Annotated in this window: 23 protein-coding genes; 12 read left to right on the top strand and 11 right to left on the bottom strand. The window is 55.8% G+C overall.

Going from position 1 to position 26,767, the window contains the following annotated elements; translation table 11 throughout:
- Positions 1-50 precede the first annotated feature (50 nt).
- Positions 51-1,019: a hypothetical protein gene (locus ACQQ2Q_RS04850; RefSeq protein WP_428185889.1), complete on the bottom strand. Its 969-nt coding sequence runs from the start codon at positions 1,017-1,019 to the stop codon at positions 51-53.
- A gap of 25 nt (positions 1,020-1,044) precedes the next feature.
- Entirely contained in the window at positions 1,045-1,872 is an 828-nt protein-coding gene (locus ACQQ2Q_RS04845; protein ID WP_428185888.1) for an FRG domain-containing protein, read from the bottom strand.
- 441 nt (positions 1,873-2,313) lie between these two features.
- On the opposite strand from ACQQ2Q_RS04845, the gene ACQQ2Q_RS04840 reads away from it, so the two are divergent.
- The gene (locus ACQQ2Q_RS04840) at positions 2,314-2,622 is read left to right on the top strand and encodes a hypothetical protein (protein ID WP_428185887.1); all 309 of its coding nucleotides are present in this window, start codon (positions 2,314-2,316) and stop codon (positions 2,620-2,622) included.
- Between the two features lie 159 nt (positions 2,623-2,781).
- On the opposite strand, the gene ACQQ2Q_RS04835 is transcribed toward ACQQ2Q_RS04840, so the two are convergent.
- Positions 2,782-3,420 (bottom strand): hypothetical protein, encoded by a 639-nt coding sequence (locus tag ACQQ2Q_RS04835; protein WP_428185886.1) that lies wholly within the window; start codon positions 3,418-3,420, stop codon positions 2,782-2,784.
- A 309-nt stretch (positions 3,421-3,729) separates the two neighbouring features.
- Here ACQQ2Q_RS04835 and dcm point away from each other — a divergent pair, with 309 nt between their 5' ends.
- The 4 genes from dcm to ACQQ2Q_RS04815 all read left to right on the top strand — a co-directional run bounded on the left by dcm (position 3,730) and on the right by ACQQ2Q_RS04815 (position 7,541).
- Positions 3,730-4,719, top strand: coding sequence for a DNA (cytosine-5-)-methyltransferase (dcm, locus tag ACQQ2Q_RS04830; RefSeq protein ID WP_428185885.1), 990 nt, complete (start codon positions 3,730-3,732; stop codon positions 4,717-4,719).
- A 589-nt stretch (positions 4,720-5,308) separates the two neighbouring features.
- Positions 5,309-5,755: a hypothetical protein gene (locus ACQQ2Q_RS04825; protein ID WP_428185884.1), complete on the top strand. Its 447-nt coding sequence runs from the start codon at positions 5,309-5,311 to the stop codon at positions 5,753-5,755.
- Between the two features lies 1 nt (position 5,756).
- Entirely contained in the window at positions 5,757-6,203 is a 447-nt protein-coding gene (locus ACQQ2Q_RS04820) for a hypothetical protein (protein WP_428185883.1), read from the top strand.
- A 459-nt stretch (positions 6,204-6,662) separates the two neighbouring features.
- Positions 6,663-7,541, top strand: a complete 879-nt coding sequence (locus ACQQ2Q_RS04815) for an NYN domain-containing protein (RefSeq protein ID WP_428185882.1) — start codon at positions 6,663-6,665, stop codon at positions 7,539-7,541.
- A gap of 145 nt (positions 7,542-7,686) precedes the next feature.
- Here ACQQ2Q_RS04815 and ACQQ2Q_RS04810 read toward each other — a convergent pair whose 3' ends face one another.
- Positions 7,687-11,397, bottom strand: a complete 3,711-nt coding sequence (locus tag ACQQ2Q_RS04810) for an SIR2 family protein (RefSeq protein ID WP_428185881.1) — start codon at positions 11,395-11,397, stop codon at positions 7,687-7,689.
- A gap of 280 nt (positions 11,398-11,677) precedes the next feature.
- On the opposite strand from ACQQ2Q_RS04810, the gene ACQQ2Q_RS04805 reads away from it, so the two are divergent.
- Both ACQQ2Q_RS04805 and ACQQ2Q_RS04800 read left to right on the top strand, forming a co-directional pair.
- Positions 11,678-12,397, top strand: a complete 720-nt coding sequence (locus ACQQ2Q_RS04805; protein ID WP_428185880.1) for a hypothetical protein — start codon at positions 11,678-11,680, stop codon at positions 12,395-12,397.
- 202 nt (positions 12,398-12,599) lie between these two features.
- A complete protein-coding gene (locus tag ACQQ2Q_RS04800) occupies positions 12,600-14,834 on the top strand; it encodes an AAA family ATPase (protein ID WP_428185879.1) in 2,235 nt (744 codons plus the stop codon).
- 329 nt (positions 14,835-15,163) lie between these two features.
- Here ACQQ2Q_RS04800 and ACQQ2Q_RS04795 read toward each other — a convergent pair whose 3' ends face one another.
- The 5 genes from ACQQ2Q_RS04795 to ACQQ2Q_RS04775 form a co-directional block, all read right to left on the bottom strand.
- The gene (locus ACQQ2Q_RS04795) at positions 15,164-15,469 is read right to left on the bottom strand and encodes a hypothetical protein (RefSeq protein WP_428185878.1); all 306 of its coding nucleotides are present in this window, start codon (positions 15,467-15,469) and stop codon (positions 15,164-15,166) included.
- A 70-nt stretch (positions 15,470-15,539) separates the two neighbouring features.
- A complete protein-coding gene (locus ACQQ2Q_RS04790) occupies positions 15,540-16,370 on the bottom strand; it encodes a hypothetical protein (protein ID WP_428185877.1) in 831 nt (276 codons plus the stop codon).
- A 121-nt stretch (positions 16,371-16,491) separates the two neighbouring features.
- Positions 16,492-16,848 carry a hypothetical protein gene (locus ACQQ2Q_RS04785; RefSeq protein WP_428185876.1) on the bottom strand — a complete coding sequence of 119 codons (357 nt, stop codon included), beginning with the start codon at positions 16,846-16,848 and terminating at the stop codon, positions 16,492-16,494.
- A 406-nt stretch (positions 16,849-17,254) separates the two neighbouring features.
- Positions 17,255-17,587, bottom strand: a complete 333-nt coding sequence (locus ACQQ2Q_RS04780) for a hypothetical protein (protein ID WP_428185875.1) — start codon at positions 17,585-17,587, stop codon at positions 17,255-17,257.
- Positions 17,588-17,723: 136 nt separating this feature from the next.
- Positions 17,724-18,206, bottom strand: coding sequence for a hypothetical protein (locus tag ACQQ2Q_RS04775; RefSeq protein WP_428185874.1), 483 nt, complete (start codon positions 18,204-18,206; stop codon positions 17,724-17,726).
- Positions 18,207-18,921: 715 nt separating this feature from the next.
- Here ACQQ2Q_RS04775 and ACQQ2Q_RS04770 point away from each other — a divergent pair.
- The 5 genes from ACQQ2Q_RS04770 to ACQQ2Q_RS04750 all read left to right on the top strand — a co-directional run bounded on the left by ACQQ2Q_RS04770 (position 18,922) and on the right by ACQQ2Q_RS04750 (position 23,889).
- The gene (locus tag ACQQ2Q_RS04770) at positions 18,922-20,382 is read left to right on the top strand and encodes a hypothetical protein (protein ID WP_428185873.1); all 1,461 of its coding nucleotides are present in this window, start codon (positions 18,922-18,924) and stop codon (positions 20,380-20,382) included.
- A gap of 5 nt (positions 20,383-20,387) precedes the next feature.
- Entirely contained in the window at positions 20,388-20,825 is a 438-nt protein-coding gene (locus tag ACQQ2Q_RS04765) for a hypothetical protein (protein ID WP_428185872.1), read from the top strand.
- Between the two features lie 190 nt (positions 20,826-21,015).
- A complete protein-coding gene (locus ACQQ2Q_RS04760) occupies positions 21,016-22,968 on the top strand; it encodes an AAA family ATPase (protein WP_428185871.1) in 1,953 nt (650 codons plus the stop codon).
- A gap of 11 nt (positions 22,969-22,979) precedes the next feature.
- Positions 22,980-23,531, top strand: a complete 552-nt coding sequence (locus ACQQ2Q_RS04755) for a hypothetical protein (RefSeq protein WP_428185870.1) — start codon at positions 22,980-22,982, stop codon at positions 23,529-23,531.
- Positions 23,521-23,889, top strand: a complete 369-nt coding sequence (locus ACQQ2Q_RS04750; RefSeq protein WP_428185869.1) for a hypothetical protein — start codon at positions 23,521-23,523, stop codon at positions 23,887-23,889. The genes ACQQ2Q_RS04755 and ACQQ2Q_RS04750 overlap by 11 nt, the downstream gene beginning before the upstream one ends.
- A gap of 500 nt (positions 23,890-24,389) precedes the next feature.
- On the opposite strand, the gene ACQQ2Q_RS04745 is transcribed toward ACQQ2Q_RS04750, so the two are convergent.
- Positions 24,390-25,982, bottom strand: a complete 1,593-nt coding sequence (locus ACQQ2Q_RS04745) for a hypothetical protein (protein WP_428185868.1) — start codon at positions 25,980-25,982, stop codon at positions 24,390-24,392.
- Between the two features lie 420 nt (positions 25,983-26,402).
- Positions 26,403-26,738, bottom strand: a complete 336-nt coding sequence (locus ACQQ2Q_RS04740) for an SPOR domain-containing protein (protein WP_428185867.1) — start codon at positions 26,736-26,738, stop codon at positions 26,403-26,405.
- Positions 26,739-26,767: the final 29 nt, after the last annotated feature.

Genomic DNA, 26,767 nt, shown 5'->3' with positions numbered 1-26,767 from the left:
CTGCTGTCATAACAGCGAGTACGATCATGCAGCGAGAAATAGCCGGCAGATCAATCCCGCTCAGCTCTCTCCGCCTGATGCGCGTCGTAGCCACACAGGCTTGGGTAGTCTTCGTTGTAGTCATTGACGTTGATTGCCTCTCCGCACACGGCACATTCGCCAGGTGCGGAGGCATCACAGAATACACATTCCCCTACGTCGATGAGATATGTGTCTAGACCGCACTCGAAGCATGTCGCGATCGGAGGCTCCCCGCCATCGGTCATGGCGATATAGGCCAAGCCTGCGGCCTCGGAATTCAGGGCGGGTTCCATCACTTCCCCGAAGTCTAGATCGTCCCTGCCACATGCGCGACAAGCGAACTCTATCTCGTTGGGAACGGTGTTGTCCGGGTCCTGCTGTCTTATGAGACTTGAGCCGCAATTCGTGCAGCTGAGGTGTTCGATCGGAAACGGGACTTCTGACTGTGGCCACCTCAGCTTCTCGAACGTAGCCGCGCATTCCTTCTCGATCTCGGCAAAGATGTCGGCGTTGTCCAGCAGTTTCTTCCAAACATCGGTCCGAAACTCGTGCTCTGGAGTGTAGCCGAGCTGGTCTCGCATGATCGTGTTGATCAGAGGCAGTGCATTCGCCAGCGCTTCCCTGACGACCGCCTCCGGTGCCGTCAGGTAGAAATGCTCAATAGTGTTGCGATGCCTGGTCAGCTCATCGAGCTTATCCCATTCGAGCGTGAGGCCGAGGAGCTTATACCGCGCTTTAATGTCGAACACGTCGACGGTTTTATTTTTGTTCGGCTGCCATTCGATTGTTCCATCGGTGAGCTTCTTGGGTTCCATCTTGATGTAGATTAGAGAGCCATCGCTACCGGGGGAGTGTCGCCACAGAACCGTTTTGCAAAGCAGGAGAACACCCGCGTGGACGTTTCGGACTGCTGACAGGGCGCGGCGGGCATGGATCGATTGTGAATCCTCGACGCCGACCTCGATCGAGTCAATTGCGTTTCTCAGTAGCTTGTCCATGCAATCCTGCCTCAGTCACACAACGTCACCTATTGAGGACGATTTCCTGATAAGCGAGCATCCGCATAAGTGATTCCTCGCTTCCATAGATTGAGTAGTCCGTAATGTTCATCGAGTGCAGGTCTTTGAGCGCCTTCTCGCGATCCTTAGCGCTAAGAATGTACTTGCGCATCCGATGATCGCTGGGGTTGATCGACATGGCATCATCGTGCGGACTGAAAAAGAACGTCTCTTCGTCCTGCATCATGCAGACGGTGTAAGTGCTTTGTTGTCGATAGTGCCGAGGGTGGGTTTCGATGTACGAACCTATCGCAGTGATCATCGGATCACCGAGGTTCTGCGTCCGGTGATGCCCGTCCCATTCCCTAAAAGCCCAAATTGCGACGTCGGTATCTCTGTTCGACGTAGAGTAAGCGAAAAAAGCCGCAACGTAGAACGAACGGCTCCAGTCCAGAAGCGGCGTAGGGAACCCGTGATGGCGCGCATAACATAGTAGTTCGATCTCTGGGAGTTCTCGCTCTTCAAGATCAATGAAATCCGGAATCAAGTCGTTGTTAAACTTGTGGGACGTCAGCGAATTTATCGCAGGAATAATTCGGGTGAGATAGCGATAGTATTCCTTGATGTTGAACCGCTCGAGATCATATCCGATCTCGGTCTTAATGTATCGCTCAAGCGATGTTTGAAGCGGCCAGAGTGCGTTCGACTGTCCACGATATATCCATGGCCAATAGACGCCCGACCCTGGGTTCTCGTCCTGTTGTTTCTTGGCTGCCGCTTCCTCAGATTTCAGCATAGACAGGCAATCATCCCACCCGAGCGGTTGTTTCTCGCCTTCGATTTCGATTGCCATGCGTCTACCCCCAGTTGTCTGACTAAATACGTCAAAGTCAGCCGGTGGGAAAGGTTACTCGGCCGACTACCCCGCGACTAGCCACCAAAGCACTCCGATCGGGACGACCACGGTCAGCGCCGCCATCACGTACGCCATCGCCACAGGCGCTTCCCGCTCCCACTTCTCGTCCAATTCCTTGAGCTTGACTTCACACGGGGATCGTCAACATGAGTTCGCTTGACCCAGTACCGCTACACGGCATCATCATCCTGCAATCCCGCCAACCAGAATCTCACTAGCCAAGGTCTCTTCATCGCTCCGCTCCTCTCTCACCGATAACGCGCAGCGCTAACCTGAGCTCCGTTAACGGTCCGATCGCCAAGTTGTCCATTGTCGACTTGCCGGATTCCATCGAGCCCGGCACAACACGCCTCCGACCACGACGACGGAGGCATGCAGATGGCAAATTTCGGCTCACCCGCCCACAACGCCGCAATGGGCAATCTCGGCGGCATGATGCTCGTAGCCGGCGGCGCGATGTGTCTCGCGCGCGGCGTCTCCGATGCCCTGGATGCCGTGGCAGAGGCTCGTTACCGTCGTCAGTACCAAGACGCCCTGGGCGCGGCATCGGCGCATGCTCGCGAACTTGAAAGCGTCGCCCGTGCCGCCGTCCAAATCATCGCGGAACTCGAGGCGGAGGTCGCGGGTCTCCGTACGGCATGCACTCAGCGCCATGAGGTAATCGAAGCTCTGGTCGGCCGCGCATGAGCGTCTCTGATCGCGAATGGCAATGGCTCCGTCGGCAATACGGTGACCTTGCGTACGAGCATCCAGAGCTTCATCTGCAATGGCTCAAGTCGATGCCACGGCTGCGCCTCGTCGTAGACAACGCGAACAAAAAGGCCGCCTAGCTGGCGGACTTTGTCGTTAGGGACGGGCTTTTCGCGGATACTCGTACGGCTCCGATTCCGTCGGCTTGAGCATCTGCTGACGAATTCGCCAGACCATAGCTTGATTGATGCTCATTCCTTTGGGCGGGGTTTCCGTCGGCGACGCCGGGATGTGTTCGCCGAAAGAAGGGACGCCGACTATGCCGTGGGGCTTGCAGTCGAGGAACTTGCGCACCTGACCGATGCCCGATGCGCGCAACCTACGCAGTTCCGAGTCGTCCATCGTCAACAGCCCCGCCCTAACACGCGGATCGAGGCTCTCCGGCAGCGTCATCATTGCCCTTGTGTCGCGATGTGCGCCGGCGAACTCAAGGACAGTCTCAATTCCATTGCGATCCAGCCGGCGGGCTTCAGCCTGTGCCGCCTGGCGGCTGTCTTTGAGGACTTTCAGAAGGTCGCTGGTCTGGACGTCAGGCGTGTATGACGGAGCGCCGGCGTCATGTCCGAAAACCATATGGAAGGGTGCCCTGATGACATTGTCGCACCAGTTTAAAATGTCAAAACGACCTTTCCATATGTCGATCCCGATCGACGACATAAACCTCCAGATTGCGGCAGCTATCCTTGCAAACATGTGCATCCCCATATTCTCGTAACGATCTTTCTTCTTCAGCATGCAAGATCAAAACCGTTGGCGCGAGGAACTGGAAAGGTGGCCAAGCGGCACACTTTCCATACCCGGCCCCCAATAAGGGCCTGAGTGAAAACCCGGGCCCGCGCTTCGAAGGAAGTTTCAGCTGACGTGGGGGATCAGGGAGGCTGAGGACGTCGTCTGCTGAGGATAGACTTCCGCGAGCGAGTGCGCCAATCAAGACCGCTACCGAAATTCATTGCGTCTTCACCACGCTTAATTCAACGGCATCGACGGACTCGACTCTCCTGAAAATTGACCACACGATTGTTGGGCAATGGCATCGGAGGTCAAATGACTGCGCTTTTTAAGAACTGGAAATTCGTCGACCTTTTCGCCGGCATCGGCGCTTTCCACGTCGCGCTGAAAGATCATGGCGCAGAGTGCGTGTTTGCATCCGAGATCAATCCCGACGCCGCGTCGGTTTACGAGATCAACCACGGTCTCAAGCCCAACGGTGACATCACGAAGATCGCTGCAGAAGATATTCCTGAACATGACATTCTATGCGCGGGATTCCCATGCCAGGCGTTCTCGATCAGCGGACGTAAGCTTGGTTTCGATGACACGCGTGGGACCCTGTTCTTCGACATCGTCCGCATCGCAAAGCATCATCAGCCCCGGGTGCTTCTCCTTGAGAACGTCAAGAACCTCGAGTCGCACGATCGGGGTCGGACCTTCACTGTCATGAAAGCAGCGCTCGAAGAGATCGGATACCGTGTTTATCACAAAGTTATCGACGCCTCGGATTTCTGGACACCGCAGAAGCGCGAGCGGATTTTCATTGTGTGCTTGCGTGCCGATATCCAGCTTGATCATGCGTACTTCTGGCCGATGAAAGGTGTAGCGAAGTACCGTGTCGATGATCTCGTCGATCTAGGTGTCCAGCGGCCGATGAAGCAGGAGTACATTCCCGAAGGGGAGTTTGACGGCCGCCCAGACCGTATCGCGCGCGTCGGACGCTTCAAAAACGGTACGCAGGGCTATCGCGTCTACGATCCCCGTGGCCTTGGAGTAACCCTATGCTCGGCAGGTGGCGGAGGAGGGGCCAATACCGGATTGTACATGATCGAAGGTGCGCCTCGCGTCTTGACCGCGCGCGAATGCGCGCGTCTGACGGGCTTTGGCGACAATTTCTCAATGCATCCTAACGAGAAAAAGGCGGTCAGACAGTTCGGGAACTCAATCGTCGTACCTGTTCTCGCGGCAATCGTTTCGACTTTTTCGCTACAGCTTGATCGGCACTACCGCCGGACGGCGGGTATTGCGCTGCCTGCAGCGTAAGATGCTCCCCGCCACATCACGGTTTCCAGCCTTCACGGGTTCGCCCCCACAGGTTATCGGCTAAGACTTCTCGCATTCTCTCGACCACACAAAGTCTCTAGGCCCCACTCATGATGGTTCGCGCTGAAATGGCCGACGACGGTACTGACCGCTTGCCGTCATTGGTGTGATATTTCGGCAACGCCGCCGCAACTGCTGATATGTTTTAATGGTTAGCGAGGATTTAGCATCTCCGCTAACTCCCGGATTCTGCAGCGAATCCCATTTTGATACGTCAAAATTGTCAACATTTGCAAGTACTTAGTTCGTCCTTTCGGGTTGCGGGGCCGGTTTCGGTGTGCCAAAAGGTCCCCAACATTGCAACCGGGCAGATGCCGCAGCGAAGAAAGGACATGAGCTATGCAGTATGTGTATCAGCACCGAAATCATGTCCCCGCGTCTGTACAGACGGTTGATCGGGGCTATCCCCCAGCGTCGCGCATCATGCGTCTCGGCCAGTTTACACTGTCCGTCTCGCCGGATGTCTCAGTCATTGCACAAATAGATCGTCGGAGACGACGATGTGTAACGGCAATCAAGGAGACATACCATGCCGCGTTCTTTCTTCGCACTTAATGACCTCCGCCAGCATAAAGCCAAGTACAAGCCCGTATTCAACGGTCTGCGTATCTCGATGGAGGGCTGGGCCTCACCGACCACGATTTATGATCGCTCCCAAGGGGAGTATGTCATCGTTGTGTCAGGCCGTGCCGATGAGGGGTCTGTCCTTTATCGCCGCCGCCCTGCCACGGAGAAGGTCGGCGACGGCGTGATGCTGCGCTTTCCCGATGACGGCCGCCCTGTTCATGTGTTCAAGGCTCTCTACGGCGATGATCGCTGTGAGTGGGAAGTGATCGAGATGCACCGCCTTTGCATGCAGCTCGCCGATCTCGAGGTGAACAGCCCGGAGGCGGTTGCGATCTACGACGCTCTCGAGGTGCCGTCGAAGACGATCATCGATGCTGTCCGCGCCCATGCACTTCGCGAGGTGGTGTGACATGGGTAAGGTCGTGCAGCTCGGCGATTACCGCGCTCGCAATCAGGACACGGCAGCTTCGGCTGCCGTGGACATCGACGCGACAACATCTGTTGCTGTGTCGTTCTCTGGTACTCCTGACCAAATCTATGAAAGTGTAGTCGAATGGCTGTCATCACCGAACGTCGAGCTACGCGACGTCGTGATCACGCGACCCGGATACATCGAGTTTTCCGATCTATCTGACGATGATGATAGCTGGCGCGAACGTTATGACGACTCTCTTTGGGAGGAAACGCTCCCCATGTGTGACCTTGACGACGGTGAGCACGGCGGCATCTTCTCCGCGGATACGCTGTTGCAGCTGATCCGTCGACATCCCGTCGGGTTTAAGGCCATGGTGACCGGCGGCTTGGATGAGAGCGTGTATGATGAGAACGACTTCATTCAGTCGTTTTACCTCTATTAAATCGCAGGGCCCCGAGAGTTATTCGGGGCCTTCTTGCCCTCGCCCGACGCTGCGCTGCCGTCGTGCAGGGCGATCTCGACGTTGTCCCTGTAAGGGTTGCGACCAAGCGTCACAGTGCCCAATACGGGCGACTTGAACGTTCCGGAATCAAATTACCGATAATGAATGTTATCGGTACCCAGGCTAATACCGCGGTGATGATTGTTACAGGAACCTAAGCCCCAGTCACTTCCTGGTCACAAAAAACGAACAGGCGAGACATCAGCTTGGTAACATTTTTGGCGCCATCACTTACCAGCCCGTGCCGTAAAGACGCAATAGGGGCAGACAATCAGAAGTGTTCGGACCTTTCGTCTATTATGCGCACAGAAGCAGATGTTAGGTGGTTGCTCCGCTTAGACAATTGGCGGCATCGCATGTACTGTTGCCTTTTAAACTAGGTGATCAGTGGAGCCCTACATGTCCGTAGCTAGGTCTATGGAGCGCGAATATCTCTTTGTCGACGGTGGATGCCTAAGAGCGAGTGTTAGGACGTTTTGCCGATCACTGTTCGGCGACGAGAGCGCCTACAAGCCTTACATACAGGGTCTTGTCGGCTCCTTCGACAAAGTATTTTACTACGACGCGATATCAGGCCGCGAGTATCGCGAGACCCAGGAGGCTTACGCAGCGCGTGTGCAGCCCGAACACGAGAGGTTCGAGCGCATCCAGGCACTGGACCGAGTACACGTCGCGTTGGGTAAGATCGTAGGAAAGGATCGACGTCAAAAGGGGGTGGACGTCAGGCTCGCCGTGGACATTATGACTCATGCATTTCGCGGAACAATAAGTCGTGCGACACTCTTGGCGTCAGACGCGGATTTCGTGCCTTTGGTCCGTGCTTTAGTGAACGAAGGACTGCATGTCACACTGTGGCATCCACCGCAGGCGAGCAAAGAGCTGATGGGAGCTGCGGACAGTAACAGGCCTTTCAGCTTCAGAACGGATTGCCACTGCTTCAGTCTCGACGAAATTGCTCCAGCATTTCTGAGCACCGGCTTCGCGAGCCGTCAAATAGACCTGTCAGACCAGGGTTTAGCATATTTCATAAAAGCTTCGGGTCAGCAATTCTCGGGAGCTTGGGATGGAAACACGTTGACTATCTTCAAACTCGCGCCCGACGGGCAAAGAGCCGAGATGATTAACTTGATCGCTCCCGGTTCGACGTTGAAGAATGCGTTATCTGCCTTCCAGGCCATCCATGGATGGGACGTGGCCAATGACGGAGAAAATTGGGTGAGACCTCAAAGTTTACATTACCGTGATCAATCTCAGAAGGGCACGGGACCGTCATCGTGAACGGCGCAGGAGGCCGACGAGATGAGCTTGATGCGGTCTCGCATGTAAAGCTTGGCAGTCCTTGGTCCCATCTTTCATTTCACATCGGTTACTATCGCGTCGAGGCCTCTTTCGCACGGACAAGCGTGCAGTGTGCATGCGATAGTTACCTCGTATTTAGTTCATTTAAACGACGCCACGCGGTTGTGCCGCGTAGTGTCGGATCGGCCTCGGCGATATCAGCCAACAAGGCAGAAAGCTCGTTGGGGACATATGCCGGTTTCAGCCCTACAATACGATCCGCAACTTCCAAAACCTTATGAGGCCATCGTTTAGCAAGTGAAGCGCCTCTCTTTTCGTCCTCTCGCCGATGACGGAAGATAAACATATCGGGATGATCTATGGGCCTCAGGAAGTCCTTTATCGTATCAACAACCTCGAGAAATTGGTCCGGCTCATCCCCAGCCAAAAGCAACATGGTGTTAGAGGCAGCTCCTGTTTGAAACCGAGCCTCTTGAGGCCATATGGATGCGAAAAACCTTTTCCCGAATGACTTCCAAGCGTTCTCTTGTTTTACAATTCTGTGAAGGCTCCACAGAGCTGTCTGTCTTCCAATCTCGTCAACTGATTGCAAAACCCGCCGACATTCCTCGTCAGTGATGTAGGCCTTGTTATTCTTGTTCCAGTAGGTCGCGATGATCAGCACAGTGACTGCATGCCGCTCGTCACGATTCTCCGACAACCACTCTTTTCGCTCATCGAATATCCTAAGGAATTGCAGTTTGAGCAGAGAGAAAAGTTGCGTCGGCTGGGGCACTTGCTGAGTGAAAAGCAGTGCGTTCCACGCCGCTTCAGCACGCGGATGAGAAAGCTCGAAAATCGGAACGATCGCCTTTGTAGTCCAGGCCTTGTCAACAAAAAACAACCAGTTCAGTCTCTGAGCTATTAGGGAAGCTGCATGGTCCGCTCCTTCACCCACTGAATCCAGTGAACGTTCGAGGCGAACGCTGAGGTCCGATGGAATTCTCTCGTTCTTTTTGAACTTGCGTTTGCCCATCGACGCAAACAATGCTTCTACAAGCTGCCCGATGGGGCCATTGATGGCGTGATCGAGGGTCCGCCGAGATCGTTGTACTATGTTGCCCCCTACTGTAATTTGACCGATACCGCTGGTGGTCGCGTCGCTGCCGGCTTCCTGAAGGGCGGCGAAAACGCCGTCCCAGACCCCATAGAACTCATCTGGATAAGAAGTAGCGACTTCAGTGTAAAAGTCCCTGATCCAACTCGCCAAATATGCCCTCAGTTCAAATTGAACTTGCTGGGGCAACCTTCTGAGCCTCAGGCCACATAACCTGGTTGTCCTTGGAGGCACATCCTTTGGCCACTTGGAAAGCAATTGCCTCCAATGTCCAACTGGATACCGTTGGTGCCTAGCCTCAAAGGCCAGCGCGGAAAGGGCAAGTGAGGGCCGTTCAGACACAACGCCCTCGAAGGGAGCGTACTCCACGAACGCATCTTGATCGCGTCCAGACAATTCTATGGATCGCGCGATCAGTGCGGAGACCGCAACACCGTCTAGATTGGCCGGGTCGACACGCCGTTCCACCCATCCGACGCGGCCGTCCATATCTCGGTCGGCCTTGGTTTCCAAGTCTTCGGTCCAATCAGAAACTATTCTGATTTCCGCCAGCTCGCTCAACGCCAACTGTGAGAGTTGACAGCCATGGTGGTCCAGCCAGCCAAGCCGCGAACCGATATCGTACCGGATTTGGCGTTCGACCTCAGTATGATCACGTTCGGAAAACCGATTAGGTGGCTGGCAAAGGCGATCCTCGATTGATTTCCGCTGAAGGGCAGAGAAACTTCCCCATTTCGCCCGCAGCAGATGCAGAAGGTCACGCTGCAGATATGGGTCCCAAAATGAATCCACCCGAAAAGTCAAAATACCTTCGGCGATGTGATCAGGGTCGAACAGGGTATCAATTCTCCAAGCAAACAATCGAAATTTGTCGAAGAAAAACCGATCGTCTGGAGGCCATTTGGCCGCTTCAGCCAGGGCTATTTGTGGGGCGGATTTGGCCAATTGACTGAAAAGTTTGGTAGCCCAAAGAAAGAGTTCTGCAGGACCATTTCTCGGAACGTAACGTTCGCCGCGTCCGGCATCTGGTTCGATAGCAGGCAGATGAAAGTAAACTGCTGACCTGCCACTTTCTTCTAAAAGGTCGGTTGCCCGCTCCAAAGAGCGCGTAACTATCCCAACTACGCGGGGAAGTGCTTCAACGGGTATGTCAATATCGTGGTCATGCCTTGACGGGCAGTGGACTGAAAATCTAATCAGTTCTTCTATTTTGCGGTCGCTGTCGTGGCCATCACCCAACTGCAGATGTGGCATTGATCGGAATGATGCTTCTACCTTCAATCTAGGTTTGATTGCCTTCTCGAAAGAACGGTAGGTAGCGCTGCTCCATCCGCCGCGTTTAAGAAGACCAACGAAATCAAACCATCCATGGTCATGATCGTCTTCTCCCCGTTCTTCTTCGATCTCAAGTATAAGATTCCACACTCGCTGGACATCGTCGGAAAACTTCGCTCCATGACCAGTTAAACGTCGATTGACACTCCAGATGATGTCGGGGTGGAGATTAAGTTGCCGACTTGCCCACCAAATCGCAATCCATTCGTGTGCAATCGCTTCGAACCATCGGGTTAAGGACCACAGCCGACGAGGGATTGCGCCCCTTCGTTTGGGAGACGCCCCTGCCAATCTAAAGAAAATGTCACTGTCCGTGTCAGCTGGGAGCTTCCCCAGAAAATCTAATCCGCCTGCATCGGACCTCATCCCGTCGAGCCGAGGAGGGTCGTCGTCCAGGCCGTATTCCAAGAAGGGATCGATTTCCCGCGCTTCGTCCCCGTAACCATCCCTAAACGGCTGGGAATATCGAATATTGCGATCAAGCACACACAGCCACTCTGCACAAGGTGGAGGATCGGCTTCCGCAAATCCTCTTGCTCCCTCGGGAGTCGCGGCAAGAGCAGCTATTTGCCCCCTCTGGTATGCCTTCAAAGCCCGGGGAGAAGACTGCGCCATTGATAGCGTTTTAGCACGCCAACCGTCCGGATCGTCAGCGCGTTCAGCCCACACTTCGAGAGTGCCCCAAAGGTCTTGGAACTCCGTAAATGGAATGCCCGACACGCCAAGTTCACGCCATTTAGAACTAACTTCGTTCTCTTCTCCGCGGTCGAATGCATATATTGGCTGAAGTCTGGCCGATGTGCTGGAATTCAACCCTTCGAGGAGATAACGGATTGGAGGATCGCCTGCCGAATAACCCAGTAAGACTACCGTTTTCCTCTCCAACAGTTGGCGGAAAAAGGCCGTAGCCCAACCATCGGCAAGATAAGCCCGACCGAAATCACCTGATCCAAGAACGAGTGGGCTCGATGGTCCTTCCGTGTGGCGGGCGCTCCCGAGTCTCCCATGGAGATAAACCACTCCAGAATGGAGACTATCTCCTGTCATGACTGGTAGCATTGGCGGAAGCCAGCGCCTTAAACGCGGCATTGCTCGTTCGAACAGGTGGTCAAAGTTCGTCGTTACGACGAACGGAAGCCCCCTAGCGTCCTTTGAGAGGCGGAGCACAACCTTATGATTGTGCGTGATGGCATTTTTTGGTGTTTTGAGGAGGCGCGTAATCTCTTTTTCGATCTTTTCAGTCGTGTAAACGCGCTGGAGTTGGCCGAAAACCTGATCGAAAGGCGGAGCAAGATCGGGATCGTTTTTCGCGATGGCGTGAGCCATCTGTATGCCGACCTTTGAATTGGCCTGTACTCCCAACTTCCGCATTACTTGGACGGTTAGCTCGAAAAAGCTAAGCAAGCCTGCCGGCTTCGAGACCCCCGCACCACAAAAAAACACGACCTCGCCTTGATCTCGCGCCGAGAGCAATTCGATCGGTATTGACGGACCTGATTCTGTAAATCGCATGGCTGCAACTTTACATAGTGCCGCTTTAAAGGGAACTGGGGTCGTGAGATACAGACGGGGTAGTCAGTCTAACGATCGATGCTTAAACCCAAGAGGGAATATCTAGGTTTCAGGCTTGGGGCGCGCTGCTTACTAAAAGTGGAATCGAATTGTTTGGGGGAGATGCTTAGGCATGCGGGAAAATCCATTCTGGTATCCTCGCCATAGGAGGATCAGCGGACGCCTTGAGTTCGATGTCTTCTTGGACGCTGCGAAGGAAGAGGCGATGCGCTTCACGAAAGAATTCGAGCGATTCCAGATACTCAAGCGCGAGTGGGGATTTGTGCTGCCCGACAAGGAGGCAATCCTTAGAAGGAATGAAAAGGGGGCATACGAAATCCATAGGCAGAGCACTTACGAAATTGGCTTTGCAGGGCATCTGATGGGCAGGAAAGACCTGAACGGGAAACCGGCTTTCGAGCATGGCGCAACGCTACACTACAGCCTTGGCGATGGAGGCCAGGTAGTCACTTCGATCTACGGTGCCTATTCTGAGTTAGGTCGGATGGAAGAGAAGATTATTTTTTTGAGGATTGGGCACTATACGGGATATCAACTCAAGACTCTCTTGGAGCGCGACATCAAAGACTTGGTCGCATATGCTTACGTCTCCAGTGCGGATACTGATCCCACCTTTCGAGAGTCGACGCGCGTTTGGTTCCTTAGGCATTTCCATCCCCGACAGGTGGACGGTGACTTCGTGCCGCCGACAGGGAACAAGTGGGTTGGATCGGCGGCCGACTTCACCATGAGAACGCTGCTTCTCGTTCTATTAAAGCCGATAGGCATCGCGCTCGCTATCGCAGTTCTGCTTTTCCTCGGATTTGAATCACTCGCCAACCTAATCGCGTAGCAGTTTGAACTGACATTGCGTTTCGGCTCATAATCTTTGAACATTCGTAGCGACGTTCAGAGTTCGTGGGCTCCCACCTATCGAACCCTGAAGGGTTGCCTAAAATACAGACTGCAACCGCCTTCCGACCGCGTGAATTTTACGATAACGATTCTACCTGTCGAGGACGTCGAAGCCGTGCCGACGAATGACGGGGGCAGAAATGTTCAGGCGCATATCGAACATTCGAGAATTCGGGGTCTTTGACAATTTCTCGGGTGGAGGGCTGGCAGATTTCGTGCCGTTCAACCTGATCTACGGCTGGAACTATTCGGGTAAGACGACCCTCTCGCGAGTGTTTCGTTGTTTGGAACTCGGTGCACTGCATTCTGACTACGCCGCCGCGAAATTCTCCTTCACCCACAGCGACGGTGTCGCACGGGACAATTCCTTTACGACGCCTGTCATCGTGAGGGTCTTCAACGAAGACTTTAAGCGAGAACATCTTCTCTGGGACAATACGGACGGCTTCACCCCGATCCTGTTGTTGGGTGCGGAAAACATTGAAAAACAGCAACGGCTCCATCAACGACGCCAAGAACTCGAGAGGGCAAATTCACTGCGTGCCGCCTCTGATAGCGAGGCCAGGCGATTGGCGGAAATTATCAGCGCCGCCGAGACCGAATGCGCGAGCCAGATCGTGAGAGAGCTTCCGGGTCGATTAGATCGTCGCCATGTTACCAGAATTGCCGCCGGCTGGAATGGCACGATCCCTGCGCCATTAAGTGAAGAGGACTTCAAATCGGCGAAGGCAAAGGTCACATCGGAAGAAAAAGACGCCCTGCCGACGTTGAAGGTCAATGCGCATCCGATAGACGAGGTCTGGAAATCGGCTACCCTCATTCTGCGCGAGCAGATCGGTTCATCCGGCACGTTGACCAGACTGGCCGAACACCCGAAAATCGGAGCATGGGTTGAGCGCGGTACCCATATCCATAGAGACATCGAGCGATGTGAGTTCTGCCATGGCATCATTACGCTCGATCGCAGAGAGGCCCTCAACGCGCATTTCTCAACAGCCTTCACCGATCTCAAAACACGAATAGCGACGTTGATCGAAACGCTATCGGGAGCGAAGATCACGGTCGATGGCTCTGTCTACGGACGCGGGCAATTCTACGCCGACCTTCATGCGGAGCATGCGGAGGCCGGTGCTGATTTCGGGAAGACCAAGAAAACGTTCAACGACAGCATCGACCATATGATCGGCAGACTCCGGGAGAAGGAGAGCAATCCGTTTGAAGTCATTCTACCTCCCGACACCGTGCCAGCGCTGTCCAATGTCTTGACGTCCGCAGGGAGGTTCAAAGCGTTGATCGACGTTAACAACGAGAGGACGTTAAGCTTCAAGGCAGAACGTGACACGGCCGCCGAACGCCTGAAAGAACATTATGCTGCTGAGGCCATGCGACGTATCGACCTGTATGATCTTCAGCGGAAAATCCAAGACGCTAGGTCGGATGAGGCGGAGAGCGCAAAGGCTGCAGTAACGCTTGGTGAGGAGGTGCTCGCGCTCGAAGCGGAGTTGTCCGAGGCAACCAAGGGGGCCGAAGAGATAAACAGCGCCCTTCACCGCTTCTTCGGAAAACAAGACATCCAGGTGAAAGTGGTCGAGGGGGACAGATACCTATTGATGCGGGGTAATCGGCCGGCACGAAACCTCAGCGAGGGCGAGCGCACGGCCATCGCGTTCTGCTACTTCGTCACAAAGCTCCTGGAAAGTGGAAACGAACTCGCGCAGACCGTCGTCTATATCGATGACCCCATCTCGAGCCTGGATTCCCACCACCTCCTGCACATCAATGCGTTCCTCAAGTCCATATTCCTGAAGTTCGATGCCAACTCGAACCCGAAATGGAGCTGCCTGGCAAAGCAGGTGTTCATCTCCACCCATAACTATGAGTTCTTCCACCTGTGCTGGGACTGGATGTCGAGCAGGAAGCCCACCGGTTTCGCGGCGGCCTTCATGACCGAGCGTGCAGACGAAAACGAAGTCTTCAGGACGCGCCTTATCAACTGCCCATCCTCAGTGCTAAAATTCAGGTCCGAATACCTTTTCCTTTATCACCAGCTCGCAGCATACGTGGGGTCACCCTCAAACGACCCGGCTGTCATTTTCAATATCGGAAACATGGCGCGGCGTTTCGTTGAAGGTTATCTCGCGTTTAAATTTTTCGAATTCAGTGCGATCGACGAAAAGCTGCCCCACTTGATCCCGGATTCTGTCGACTGCGAGCGCGCTCGGAAGTTCATGCACTTTTACTCTCACAGTTTGCTACGGGGAGGCGGGATGAAGTTGCCCGATATGGCAGAAGCCAAAGACGTCGTCGTCAGCATTCTGAATGGCATCAAAAATCATGACCCTATTCATTTCGCCGCTATGGAAGCGGCAACCTGAGTTAAATTCTAACAAACCGCCAATTCGACCTACCACTCCGCTCCGGCTCAGCAGGACCCGTGGTATTCAGGTCAGAGATCACGCTCGGAAGCATAAACTCGCACATTGATTGCACTGGTGATTGCCACTGGGATCGTGGTGACGCCCTCCGCGGAGATGGCGTAGAGGGCTCCGTGATGAGACAGCGCCAATAGTGCACGTTATCATCGGGAAGCAGCGGTAGCGACGTTTGCGGCCGTCTTCGCGCTCCAGCTGATCTGTGGAGCTGAGCTCAGTTATGACGCATGGACGGCCGTGCCTTGTCTATATCGGTCTGTAATGTCCGAGACTTAGTCGATATCGGCCAGCTCCAGGTCGCCGAACGCATTTGCGCAACTCTTGTAAGACTCATGGACCCTAAGGCCGTGGGCAAGAGCCGACTGCCTCTCAGCGCGGATCGTCGGCTCGATCCTCTGGTGAATCGGATGAGAGTCGAAATGACAGACGTCCAATGGACGTTTCCAAGTCGGTCTGGTGACGTCGTAAGCAGCCAGACTGCGAACGTAACGTATCATGCGTTCGTGCTGTGCCGGTGAATACCCTTTGTATGCTTCTATGGCCCATAGCGATAGGACCATTTCGTCGAGTTCTTCCATCGTCGTTCTCCCTACCGCTCTCCGATTGCGGCTCCAGATATTGTGTAACTGTCGGCGGCGAGCGTCAAAATCAGCCGAAAGAGGGGCGTCGAGCTTGGGCGGCCATAGGCGTAACGTCGGTCAAGATGTCGTCGAGCGCCGCGGTGAATAGTTCGACGACATGCGGCTCTGGAAGCATGTTTCGCGGACCCCGCAGTTGTCGGATAACGCTGACGAATTGTCCGCTGACGAGCTTGGGCGTCGCCTCTACAGTCGCGCGTGGTTGGCCGCTGGAATCTCGGATTGAGAAAAAACGAAAACCCGGTGTCCCGAGCTTGGCGTCGTAGTTGCCCTGCCCAATACAATGCCGCATGCGCGCACTCTCGACGTCTAGAGCATCCGCAGTGAGTAGCTCTACAACGGCGTAGCCAGCGCCGATGTCGGCAAGATGCCGCTCGTCGGCTTCTGTTAGGTCAATTGATGACCTGCGCCGCGGCTGACGCCCGCGCAAGCATTTCACCGACTCGTTGTAGAGCATCTGGACTGAATGGCACTTCATCAGCTTCCGTGGTCGGTTGCGCTCGTCTACATTCTCAAGCCACGAGTGGCGCGCAGCACCAGCGAGCAGGAGCCAGTCGATGATCTCTACCAACTCGTATTGATATTGTCTGAGGAATACGTCCGTCTTGAGAACCCACCGCTGCATCCAGTCTTCAAATCGGCCGAGGTCACGACATGGCAGCGGCGCGCCCAAGCCCGCCGCAATGTCGCGGTCGACTTTGCGCGACCAAGTGATGAACAGCCTACCGACTGAGACCTCGAGGTACTCCGGCATCGATTGACTGACCATGCGCATCGGCTCGGCGTCGAGTTCGCCCAGCAGGACCTTGAGGCCGATATTCTCGTCATCTGTGTAGTCCATTATCGCGCTCCCTCCCCCAGTTCGTTGTCGACATAAGTCGATGAGGCCACGATGTCCGGGGGGGAATGGAAAAAAGGCCGCCTGGAGGCGGCTCTTGTTGGTTTGCTGGTAAACGGCGTGCTCAGGCGGCGCTCAGGCCGATTGTCCTGCCCTTGGTTGGCGGGTTCATGACGATGTCCGCAAGGCGGGCGGCCATCAATCTCTGTTCGTAGTGGATGGCATGCATATTCTTCTTCAACACCCACGTGCATGCCTGATCGACCTTGTCGTATAAGGGGTGCCTGAACAGTGTAAGCTTCTCACTGAACAGCATGATCACGATGAGGTCTTCAATTTGCTCCGGCTTGGCGGACAAAAGGAATATTTCCCCCCTGTGATGCGGAAGCGTCTCATTCAATTCCCGAAGTCGATTGTGGGCCGTCGAGAATATAATGTCGGGACGGACCTCATGGCGGAGCGTTTCGAGTAGTGTTTTCATTTCGTCGACTCAACTAACTGGGATTAAATCTCAACAACAAGGATTGATCCACTACAGAAACGAAGCAAGCGTTTTTTTAAATATTATATCGGATTTTTATGGACACAATTGTCGATTTCATATCGGTGAATAATACGTAAACTGAACGATTAATGGTTTCAGTAATAGTTAGTACGCAATCCGTTAGAATGAATTGGCGGACGGAGTTGTTTCCGAGTTGATCGTGAACGAGCGCTCATACATTGCATCCGGGCCTAGCGATTTACGCCGGCGAAATTCGAAACGCCGTTTATTAATTTTTTTCCGATTCAAATCTTTGGAGTAATGGGGGGAATCGAGACAAATATCGCGAAACAGTCGCAGGGAGGGACGCTACATGCGGTCCTCGAAACGGAGATGCCAAAAATCATCCAGATTTAGCCGGTACGAGATACCGACGTTTTTTCATCAGGCGCTCGCGTAATGCAGCCTTCGATTTCTCGAGGTTCATGCTCCGGACGTCTACCAGGTGATCGATTGTCAACTGAAAGACATAGTTGAAAACTTCCACCGGCTCGATGGCTACCGAACAACCAGACAAGAGGTCGCGATGATAGTCCCTTGATGCACGACGGACGGCTGCACTGAGGGCTTCGTCTACGTCACGAGCCTGCGGTTTGCGCACCTTGGCTCGCTGCTTCCTGGTTATGGCTGCCGATGATCTCTGCCGCTCTGTCGTCTTGAAATATTGCCGCGCCATCTCGTTTCTCCCGGAACGCCGTTTCCAACCCAATGGAACGGCGTTTCGGTGCAAGGGAGAAAAACGGCAGCTAAGGGACCCGGCCGTCGCACGTTATCGCAAATTGGAATTGGGACTTCCTCGCCCGAGTGTCAAATCAAATCAACCGTAGACGCTGCAAGCGCTCCTCGCGCGACATCGCCGGATACGAGAGATACTTAGGGTTCAGACTCCGGTTCGCACATTCCGCCCTTATCGAAATCGGAGCGCCGATCTGGTGGGTAAACACCTTCGCGAGCATGCATTCAATCTCGTCAGCCACGGGGCCGCCTCGCTGGAGCAGAACCATAGCGGCGTCGGCGAGCGCCTGTCGTGTCGTGTCCGCATCTCTTATGACCGTACGCAACTCCTTTGCCTTCTTCGCAATGGCTGCACGACGATCACGCTGGTGCTGTGTCTTACGAGCCGTGCGTTCCTCAGGCGTTTCCCCGGAACGATCTAGGCGGGGCTTCCGACCGCGTTTCGACTTTGGCCTCGGCAGAGGGGCTTCTTCGTCGACCATCGAGGCCAACATCGCGGCGTCCATGGCTGTCAGAGCCGCGTCTTCCAATGTCGCCTCGATCATCGTGTCAGTCGCCATGTCGTTCGCCATCGGGGTCTATATGAAGAGGCTGCCGGACGGCGTAACATCGCGCAATCAAAATCTACATGTAGATTAAATTAATTCCGTCCACATGTAGATTGCGATTTCATCGCGCCCGAAACGACGGCTCCGCCAAACTCCGTCAGATTGGAGTCTCGAATTCAAAGGATTCTGGAAAGCTAAGATCAACAGGGTCTGGAACCCCAGGACAACATATTCTTGCTATCGGCTGGTGCTGACGCTCATTGTTGTCGACGCTACGCTGACTGGCTTTCTCGGGATTTCACATGGCCTCGACCCAAAACAGAAACCAAGCGAAGCTCCCCGTTCTTCGTTTCATCGCGGAGCCCTAGAAACCAAGAATCCGTTAGGCGCTTAGAACCCAGAATCCTGCAGTCCAAGCTATCAAATATAGAGGTCTTCTATATCACCGCTAAATTCTGCTGACAGCGCCTAGAACCCCTAAGCGAAAGTGCCTGTCTTTTGGTGAGAAGATGTCCGCTGTGCCTGGCGTATGGTGATGGAGGAGGCCATTCGCACGAGTCTGACGCCACTCCGACACCCGACGGTAGCCGAGGCGTGTGTATACTGGTCATCTGTATCACCACTAAAATGTGCTGGCAGAGCCTAAGTAAAAGTCCCTTCTTTTGGTGAGAAAATGTCCGCTATGCAAGAGTTATATTGAGAAGATTTCCACTCCCGGGAATTCTTAATGAATAAAAATAAATCAAATCACCAAATAATACTGGAGCTAATTGCCGCCGGCACTCATGATAATCCTAACGAGGTGGAAATCATGTCAGTCGCAGTCACACACATTCGGTCGGACGGTACCCAAGTCCTCGCCGTCTCACAGCGCAGCGGAGAACACATCGTCCGTGGGAAAGACCGGAAAGGGATACGCGCTGGTGACTGGACGCAGGAGACTGGTCCGAACAGGCATATGCTGGATCAGCCGCAGGTGGAGAAAGCCCGCATCCTCGTCGAGACCGCTGCTGTCGTTGGTGCCGACGAGTTGACCGCGCAGGATAGCGCTTGTCACGAGTACCTTTTGGCATGCGCACGGTTGGACGGAATAGACAAACCCAAGCATCAGATCGTGATGCGGCAGATGTGCGACTACCTCGGCGTCGCGAAACCAGACCGTGTCTGGTGCAGTCTTGAGCGCCTGATGCGGACGCTTGTCAGATATCACATTGTCGATCCCAAGACGTCGCGCCGCGTATGCAAGCCGCTGATCGACGGTCTGGCGGCTTCGACAAACCGACTGACGGGGGCGACAGTCATCGACTACTCAATCCCTGCCGTCATCCGTGACGCGATCCTCCAGTCCAGGTCGTACACCTGGCTCGACATCAACGTCTTCCCTAAGTTCAAGTGCAAGTACTCCGCACGACTGTACCCGAAGCTCGCGCTTATGGCGGGGTACGACTTTCGAGTTCGGAAGCCTTGGACACCGACATTGCCAGAACTGGCAGCCTTCATCGGTTACTCGCAGGACGACGGCAACATCCACATCACATATTTCACCAGGGTCCTGGATAAGGCGCTCGCCGAGATCGCCGAGCATGTGACCGCCTTCGAGGTCGTCTGTATCAAACCGCAGCGCGGCTCTGGTCGGGGAAGGCCGGTTCCGGAAGGCGCGACATTCCACATTCAGGTTTCCGACGGCACGAAATCTCTTTGGGCGCACCGCCCTGCCGATCTCGGGCCGGCGCAAATCGGCCGCATAGAAGACCGTCGATATTCGCCACTGCGGAGGGAATACGAGCATCCACCGGTTAAATGGTTCGCCCAGGCCCAGGCTATGACGACGGTCCCCGCAGAGGAACTTTCCGATCGCTGGCGGCGCGACCTCAGCATGTCTCAGGCTGACCCGACAGTCCGGATCGGGGCCATGACGGGTGCGCTGCTGACGTCCGTTCTCGACGCCGAGGGACTCAAGTCGGCGTTCCGGCTCTGGGCCGGCATGGCGGTGATGGCCGATCCTACAGCTACAGCGACCGCCGACGTCCCGGAGTTCCCCAATGCACTGCAAAGGTGTGCGTCTGGACACGCCGCGGAGACATGGATCGAGGAAGAGGTCTGGCACGCGGACGACTACACCGAAGAAGACGAAATGGAAGACCTCAGGCTCGGAGATGATTTCAAGCTTGGCTACGGAGAGGATTAACGAGCGTGCTGACAACAGAACAGAAGACGGAAAAACTCAAGGCGGTTTTCGCGCACCGTAAACACCTACTTTCGGAGCCTCATATGCGCAGCCTTCCGATCATCGGGCATTGCAGTATCGAGATGATCGGTGGCCAGGATATGGTGGAGTGTCTTGGCGATCTGCACTACGCGCTTTTGGCCCGATCCCTGAACTGGCTCGAGGGAGTTGACGGCGAGCCGACGATGCGGATGCACCTTATGGAAATCCTTGGTGCGCTTTCGACGTTCGACCTGGGCGAACTCGAAGAGGCCTGCATGCACATTCTTCGCGTCCCGAGCGCGCCGCCCAAGCCGTACCGAAAGAAGCGCTATGACGCGGGCATGCGCCTGATCGATCATTCGCCAATGACCTATACGCGAGCAGCGTATAGCGTGGTCGATGAAGCGGACGTCCCGTTCTGATCGATCGCAATCTGTTAACCGGAGCGCCGTGATCTGCGGACATCGCGTTGACTTCAGAGATCGAGCCCGGCACCTTGCCGTAACGAATTGGAGACCCGAGCGATGACGTCTGCACTGCGAATAGCCCGATAGCCCCCACGCCCCTGCCGATCGGCGGGGCGAAGCTATCATGTGTTTGCAGGAGATCGCGATGTCTCGCTTCGATTACAAGCCTTCGTTCGAAGGCGCTATTGCCCGTCTTCATTTTACCCGTGTTCTCACCGACCTCGGCCAAGGGGCGGCCGGAATCTACATCGTAACCGTTCCGGATGGCACGGAAGCCGATCGGTGGTTGCGGCCGGCCTTGGACTACGTCAACAACCTGCGACACGTCGCCAGCTATATCGAAGATGCTGTTGACGGCGAGAAGCCGCGTGCCGCGTATGATGTGGAATTGCTGACGTCTGAAGGTATCTTCGGCGGGAACACCGGCCCGCGCTGCATGCTGTATCTGACCGAGGCCGGCCATGACGACCTCCGCCATTTTTCGGTACGCCTCGCCGACGGTATCGTAGACATCGAGTTTGATCCCTCGCTGGTAGTGCAGGCTGCGGCAGAAATGGGTCGCGTCATCTCCGCCGACGAGGCTCGGCTTCTTATCAAGATGCCGTGGCGTCACCGCCGCCTTGCACTGATGTCGCCTCGCGACCTTGCCGAGAGCCATGAGTTGCATCTCATCGCCCTCGAAGACGAGCGCGCCGCTAAGGTCGTCGAAGACCTCAAGCGAGCCGAAAGAGCAGAGAAGGACGGGAAGAAAACCAAGACGCCGAAGCGAGTTGTCCCGGATGTGCGTCCGCTTGAAGACCTGCACGGCTACGGCGAGGCCAAGGTCTGGGGTGCGGAACTTGCACGGGACATTAAAGACTGGCGTCGCGGGACCATTGACTGGTCAGACGTCGATAACGGAGTCTTGCTTTCCGGGCCTCCCGGATGCGGCAAGACTACGTATGCCGCGGCACTGGCGAAGAGCCTTAACGCACACCTCGTCGTCGGTAGCTATTCCGCCTGGCTCGGAACCGGTGACGGCCATCAGGGCAATCTTATCGGGGCGATGCGCGCGGCGTTCGACGAGGCGCGACTGCATGCGCCGTCCGTGATCTTGATCGATGAAATCGACAATTTCGCGCAACGCGGCAGCATCGGTGACGCCCGAGCGGACGAGTGGACGCGTGGTGTCGTCAACGCGCTTTTGGAGTGCATGGACGGCGCGCTCGAGCGTGAGGGCGTTATCGTGGTCGGCGCGACGAACGATCCGTCGGGGATCGACAAGGCGCTCCGTCGAGCCGGGCGTCTTGACCGTCACATCGAGATTCCGCTTCCGGACGCCGAGGCGAGGGAGGCTATCCTTCAGCAACACCTCGGCGTCGGCCCCGACTTCCCCCTGGCGCTGCTTCGCAAGCATTCCGAAGGGATGTCCGGTGCTGATCTGGAGCAGCTCGCACGCCAAGCCAAACGCCTTGCGCGCCGTGAGGGTCGGCCGCTCCGTCAGGTCCACGTCTGCCGAGCGTTCCCCCGAAAGGAGCCGCGCACCGACGAGGAAATCCGGCTGATCGCCGTCCACGAAATTGGACATGCGGTCGTTGCGGCCGTCCTCGGTGCGACCGTGCACGAGGTTGTCGTGCAGAGGGAGCGCAATCCGAAGATCGATGATCAAATCGCCGGACACGCCTCCGTCGAGATGGCTCCGTCGATCCGAACGCATCTCTGGTACGCAGACCGTGTCGCTCACCTGCTCGGTGGCATGGCTGCCGAGCGCATGGTGTTCGGCGCTCACGGAGACGGTGTTATCGCCGATCTCGCCGAGGCCACCAACGTCATGACTTTTGCGTTCGTGTCGCTGGGGATGGGCGACACGATGCTTTCAGACGGTCACCGTGATCCGAAAACCCTCACTGCGGATCGCCAGTTCGATCCCGGCCTCCGTCGGCGGGTTGACGACGCGCTGAAGGAGCAGGCGGCCCGCGCTCGCGATATCCTTGAGCGCAACCGCGACGCGTTCGAGGAACTTGTCGAGCTGCTCATCCATCGCGGTCTCATCGAGGGCGATGTCATTGTCAGCGCGCTGCGGGCGAATGCCCCCGTGCAGCTGTCGCTGGCAGTATGAGCGAGGGTCAGATGTTCGTACGCAAGTTCTACATTTCGGACACCCACCTCGGCCACGCGCGCCTGCTCGACATGCAGCCTCGTCCATTTAACTCCATCGAAGAACACGATGAACATGTCGTCGCTTGCTGGAATTCGGTCGTCCGGAACGAAGACATCGTCTATCACCTCGGGGACTTCGCCTTCGCCCTGTTACGTAACGAGGACAGGGTGCGGGAGTTGTTTGGCCGCCTCCGGGGCCGCAAGTATCTGATCATCGGAAACCACGACGTCGACAAAAAGGGCAATCTACACCCGGCCCTCGCGACTCTGGGCTGGGCAGAGCGGCCGTCCCAGGCGCTGCGCACCAAAGACGGCGGCCGCGACGTCTACATGTCTCACTACGCTGCCCGAGTCTGGCCTTCGTCGCATCACGGCGCTGTCCACTTCTACGGGCATTCACACGGCCGGCTTCCGGGACACGGCCTGAGCCGCGACGTCGGTGTCGATATGCCTGACGTCGATTTCACGCCGAGGACCTTCTCGGAGCTCACGGCAAACATGGAGCTGCCCGATGGCCGATGACATCGCCGAGGCGGCCGCCTTCTTCGTCAGGGTGTGCGAAGAGCATGGTAGGGTGTTTCCGCTACGTAACATTTTGGTCGCCACAGACGGTTATCGGGCGTCCGAGGACAAGGAAAGGTTCGTCGAGGACGTCAGCGCGTATCTCCTGGCCGATGTTCGACGCCGCTTAGAGGATGCGACGAAGCAGATTGCAGCCGAACACCGCTTCGGAGGACCGAATATAGTGGCTTCGGAAATCGAGATCATGGCCGAAGCCACGGAGCTGGTCGCTGCCGCCCGAGCGACAGACCGCGATCCCGACGACGACATTAATGAGCAAAAAGAGATGAGATCGCGAGACGGACGCAAGGCTGATTGAGCTGTGCGAGCGGGGTCTGTCGATAGGCAGCATCTCCGAAAAGATCGATAGGAAGGTGTCGACGGAACAGTACCGGGCGAGCAAGCTCCGAGTCCGCAGGCAGCTTGGCGACAGGTCACGGTTCGGGGCGGTTACCGCTAACGCCAAAGTCTACTGAACGGCTGCCGACGACGCCGAACTCCGGACGTTGATGACAGCGTGCATCGGCCCAGAAAACGCTGCGCCCCGGCTTGGCCGAACGGTCTCGGCCGTTGATACCTGGTTAAGCGTCTATCGACCGCGCGGTCTCCGAGAGTTCAAGTCGCCGTCGGCGGGAAGATACGCAACTGCATGTGTTGCAAGACCCCGTTCAAGTCCTCGTGAAAGGGCAACCGGTTGTGCCTGCCCTGTGGTTCTTACGCCTCAGGGTGAGGGGCACAGTATGACCACGGCCCGCCGGCGTGGAACCTAAGAAAATCCACGTTGCCATTTTAGCCGACCTCTGGACAGGCCGCCCCTATTCAGGCGGCCTTCTTCGCGACTTCGTCCGCGACGATCACTTGCTTGTCTTTGTCCACGTAGATTGGCGTGCCGCGCCATTTCTCCCAAGCGCCAATTACCGCGTCGCTCCACATCAGCATCGCCTCACCCTTGAGTTTCAGGTGCTGAATATCGCCGTAGCTCTCACCGGTGATTTTGGCGACCCTGTTGCGCGCCCAAACCTCGAACTGTGCGTCGGTCATCTTCTTGTCGGGCTCGCCGAGATCGATGGTATGAGACAGGACGACCGAGGCACCGCCCGGAATACCCCACGCCTCCATCGCGTTGGTCAGTGTGCGCCTGACGTCATGGGGAGACCAATAACCGATACCGTTGAGTGCTAACAGATCGATCGCATTCTCATCTCCCTTTGCCCGATCGTCACGTGCCGCGAGACGTTGGAGGAATAGACGGGGCGCATTTCTGTCGATCTGCTTATCGTTACCATCTTCTGACGGAAACGCCCATTTTGAGCCGATGTGTTTCGATGGGAGCATAAAGAGCGTCAGGACATCCGCAGCCTTTGGAGGGATGGGAAGAACGAAGCGCTTTCTATTCTTCATGACCCCGTCACGCCACATCGCCTGGAACCAGCCTTCTTCTCCTTTAGCGGTCCAAGGTTGGACGTCTTCAAATTGGAGTGAGAGCGCCGAGGCCACACGTTGAGATGTGATGACAATCCATACGAACGCTGAAAAGACGTTGTCACGAACGCCATGCTGGACACCCGTGCGGCCGGGCAATCGGTGGTGAAGGAAGTACTCCCCGAGCGCCAGGACCTTGCCGATATCGTCGATGCTAGGTTGACGGTCCCGAGCATGGATGACGCTGTCTTCAGTCAGCATCAGCCACCAAGGCTGATGGTCCTCCAGTCCTGACTGGCCTTTGTGATGTTGGTATGTATAGCCGAGGACCTTGCGGAAAGCGCCTACCGCTTTTTTAGCCATAGACACTCCGGAGTTTTCGAGGACGTCGTCCCGGATATCTTCGGCCATTCTTGACGTGAGTTTGGTGATAGGCAGATCGATGACCGACGCGAACTCCGCGCGCCCGACGACCATTCTCACCTCGGCACCATAGGTGTCCTTTATCGGCTTCTTATTGTCAGCCTTGGTTCGCTTCTCGATCCAGTTTTCGACGGCCTGACGGAACGTCCAAGCCTGAGCGTGCGCTTCCTCGCCTCGAGCGCGTGCGACGGCCTTCTCGGCGGCTTCAATAGCCTTGCGCTGACTTCTAATACCATCAGCCGACAGGCCGAAGTAATTGTCCAGAAATGGCTTGACCAGCTCAGGGTCCCGATCTTTCAGGTCGCGGACGGTCTCGTTGAGCGAACGTGCTTCCTGAGGGGTCACGATCCGTCTCTCGACAATCCCTTTGGCGACGACCGCGTAACCGAGGGTCGTCGTCGTGCCTCTATAGCGGCCGACCCAGGCCGCGCGTTTTCCCTGCACACGGAGTTCCAGAGCCTTACGCTCGCTGATCGTGTCCGAATAAATCCGATCCCCGGCCGTGAAAGGATCGGCGAGGAAAGTCTTCAGCCATGCGGTGGTAATGGCAGCAGGATATGAGGCCATGGGGAGCGCTCCAGCGTGTTATCGAAACTCATAACACGGCCATAACATTTCGACTGTGTTGACAACAGGAAAAAGAATCCCGGATTGCCGGGCTTTTTCGTCGACTAGGTTAACCATGACAGGCCAAACCGGATCGTTAAATTTTGATGTTTCGTGAGTGTTGACAACAGTTTAACTCAGCATCAGACTGTATTTTCAGGGTAATCCTGATGTGTTGGCAGAACGCCGATCCAGTTAGAGCGCAGGTTTGTGGCACCTGAGGTCGGAGGTTCAATTCCCCCCAACCGTACCATTTCTCTCCCGAAATGTTCAAAACAGTAAATTCGCTCTGATGCGAATAGGCTTCGCTTTGACGGCGGATTTCCGTGATCGGTGTGGCCAGTCGGATTAGTCGAATCCGCCGCAAGGCCTTCCCCCACCTCACTCGCCCGAATAGGTCCCGCGCCGGATATAGGCGTCGGGGACGCAGCGGCGGGCGGTGTTGAGCACTGTCCTGGCCTCGGCCCTGGTTTCATAGGCACCGAGCAGGAAGGTGTTGAAGCCGGGGCGGAAGCCGGAAAATTTGGCGGAAAAATCGTTGAACGGTTCGAACCCGCAGGCCCTGACCCGATTGCGGATCGCCTCGGAGGCGGTGTTGTCATAATCGGTTTCAAGCAGATTGCCGACGATCACCCAATAGCCGTCATCGCGGTCTGCGCTGGCGCCACCGGTGGTGGCGGCAAGCAGCAGGCTCGCAGAAAAGATGCGCTTCAACATCCTTGCCCCTTTCGATTCCCCTGAAAAAT

Origin of the sequence: Agrobacterium sp. ES01, assembly GCF_050320885.1 — a bacterium.
Lineage (GTDB): Bacteria > Pseudomonadota > Alphaproteobacteria > Rhizobiales > Rhizobiaceae > Allorhizobium.
Note: the sequence above shows the minus strand (reverse complement) of the source record. Positions and strands in the feature narration are given on the sequence as shown.

Excerpts from the sequence above, each read along its gene's own strand:
- ACQQ2Q_RS04785 (WP_428185876.1), bottom strand. The coding sequence starts at position 16,848 with ATGAAAACACTACTCGAAACGCTCCGCCATGAGGTCCGTCCCGACATT.
- ACQQ2Q_RS04740 (WP_428185867.1), bottom strand. The coding sequence starts at position 26,738 with ATGTTGAAGCGCATCTTTTCTGCGAGCCTGCTGCTTGCCGCCACCACC.
- ACQQ2Q_RS04825 (WP_428185884.1), top strand. The coding sequence starts at position 5,309 with ATGCCGCGTTCTTTCTTCGCACTTAATGACCTCCGCCAGCATAAAGCC.
- ACQQ2Q_RS04805 (WP_428185880.1), top strand. The coding sequence starts at position 11,678 with ATGCGGGAAAATCCATTCTGGTATCCTCGCCATAGGAGGATCAGCGGA.
- ACQQ2Q_RS04770 (WP_428185873.1), top strand. The coding sequence starts at position 18,922 with ATGAATAAAAATAAATCAAATCACCAAATAATACTGGAGCTAATTGCC.
- dcm (WP_428185885.1), top strand. The coding sequence starts at position 3,730 with ATGACTGCGCTTTTTAAGAACTGGAAATTCGTCGACCTTTTCGCCGGC.
- ACQQ2Q_RS04815 (WP_428185882.1), top strand. The coding sequence starts at position 6,663 with ATGTCCGTAGCTAGGTCTATGGAGCGCGAATATCTCTTTGTCGACGGT.
- ACQQ2Q_RS04745 (WP_428185868.1), bottom strand. The coding sequence starts at position 25,982 with ATGGCCTCATATCCTGCTGCCATTACCACCGCATGGCTGAAGACTTTC.
- ACQQ2Q_RS04850 (WP_428185889.1), bottom strand. The coding sequence starts at position 1,019 with ATGGACAAGCTACTGAGAAACGCAATTGACTCGATCGAGGTCGGCGTC.
- ACQQ2Q_RS04820 (WP_428185883.1), top strand. The coding sequence starts at position 5,757 with ATGGGTAAGGTCGTGCAGCTCGGCGATTACCGCGCTCGCAATCAGGAC.
- ACQQ2Q_RS04800 (WP_428185879.1), top strand. The coding sequence starts at position 12,600 with ATGTTCAGGCGCATATCGAACATTCGAGAATTCGGGGTCTTTGACAAT.
- ACQQ2Q_RS04835 (WP_428185886.1), bottom strand. The coding sequence starts at position 3,420 with ATGCTGAAGAAGAAAGATCGTTACGAGAATATGGGGATGCACATGTTT.
- ACQQ2Q_RS04840 (WP_428185887.1), top strand. The coding sequence starts at position 2,314 with ATGGCAAATTTCGGCTCACCCGCCCACAACGCCGCAATGGGCAATCTC.
- ACQQ2Q_RS04775 (WP_428185874.1), bottom strand. The coding sequence starts at position 18,206 with ATGGCGACTGACACGATGATCGAGGCGACATTGGAAGACGCGGCTCTG.
- ACQQ2Q_RS04780 (WP_428185875.1), bottom strand. The coding sequence starts at position 17,587 with ATGGCGCGGCAATATTTCAAGACGACAGAGCGGCAGAGATCATCGGCA.
- ACQQ2Q_RS04750 (WP_428185869.1), top strand. The coding sequence starts at position 23,521 with ATGGCCGATGACATCGCCGAGGCGGCCGCCTTCTTCGTCAGGGTGTGC.
- ACQQ2Q_RS04760 (WP_428185871.1), top strand. The coding sequence starts at position 21,016 with ATGTCTCGCTTCGATTACAAGCCTTCGTTCGAAGGCGCTATTGCCCGT.
- ACQQ2Q_RS04845 (WP_428185888.1), bottom strand. The coding sequence starts at position 1,872 with ATGGCAATCGAAATCGAAGGCGAGAAACAACCGCTCGGGTGGGATGAT.
- ACQQ2Q_RS04795 (WP_428185878.1), bottom strand. The coding sequence starts at position 15,469 with ATGGAAGAACTCGACGAAATGGTCCTATCGCTATGGGCCATAGAAGCA.
- ACQQ2Q_RS04790 (WP_428185877.1), bottom strand. The coding sequence starts at position 16,370 with ATGGACTACACAGATGACGAGAATATCGGCCTCAAGGTCCTGCTGGGC.
- ACQQ2Q_RS04755 (WP_428185870.1), top strand. The coding sequence starts at position 22,980 with ATGTTCGTACGCAAGTTCTACATTTCGGACACCCACCTCGGCCACGCG.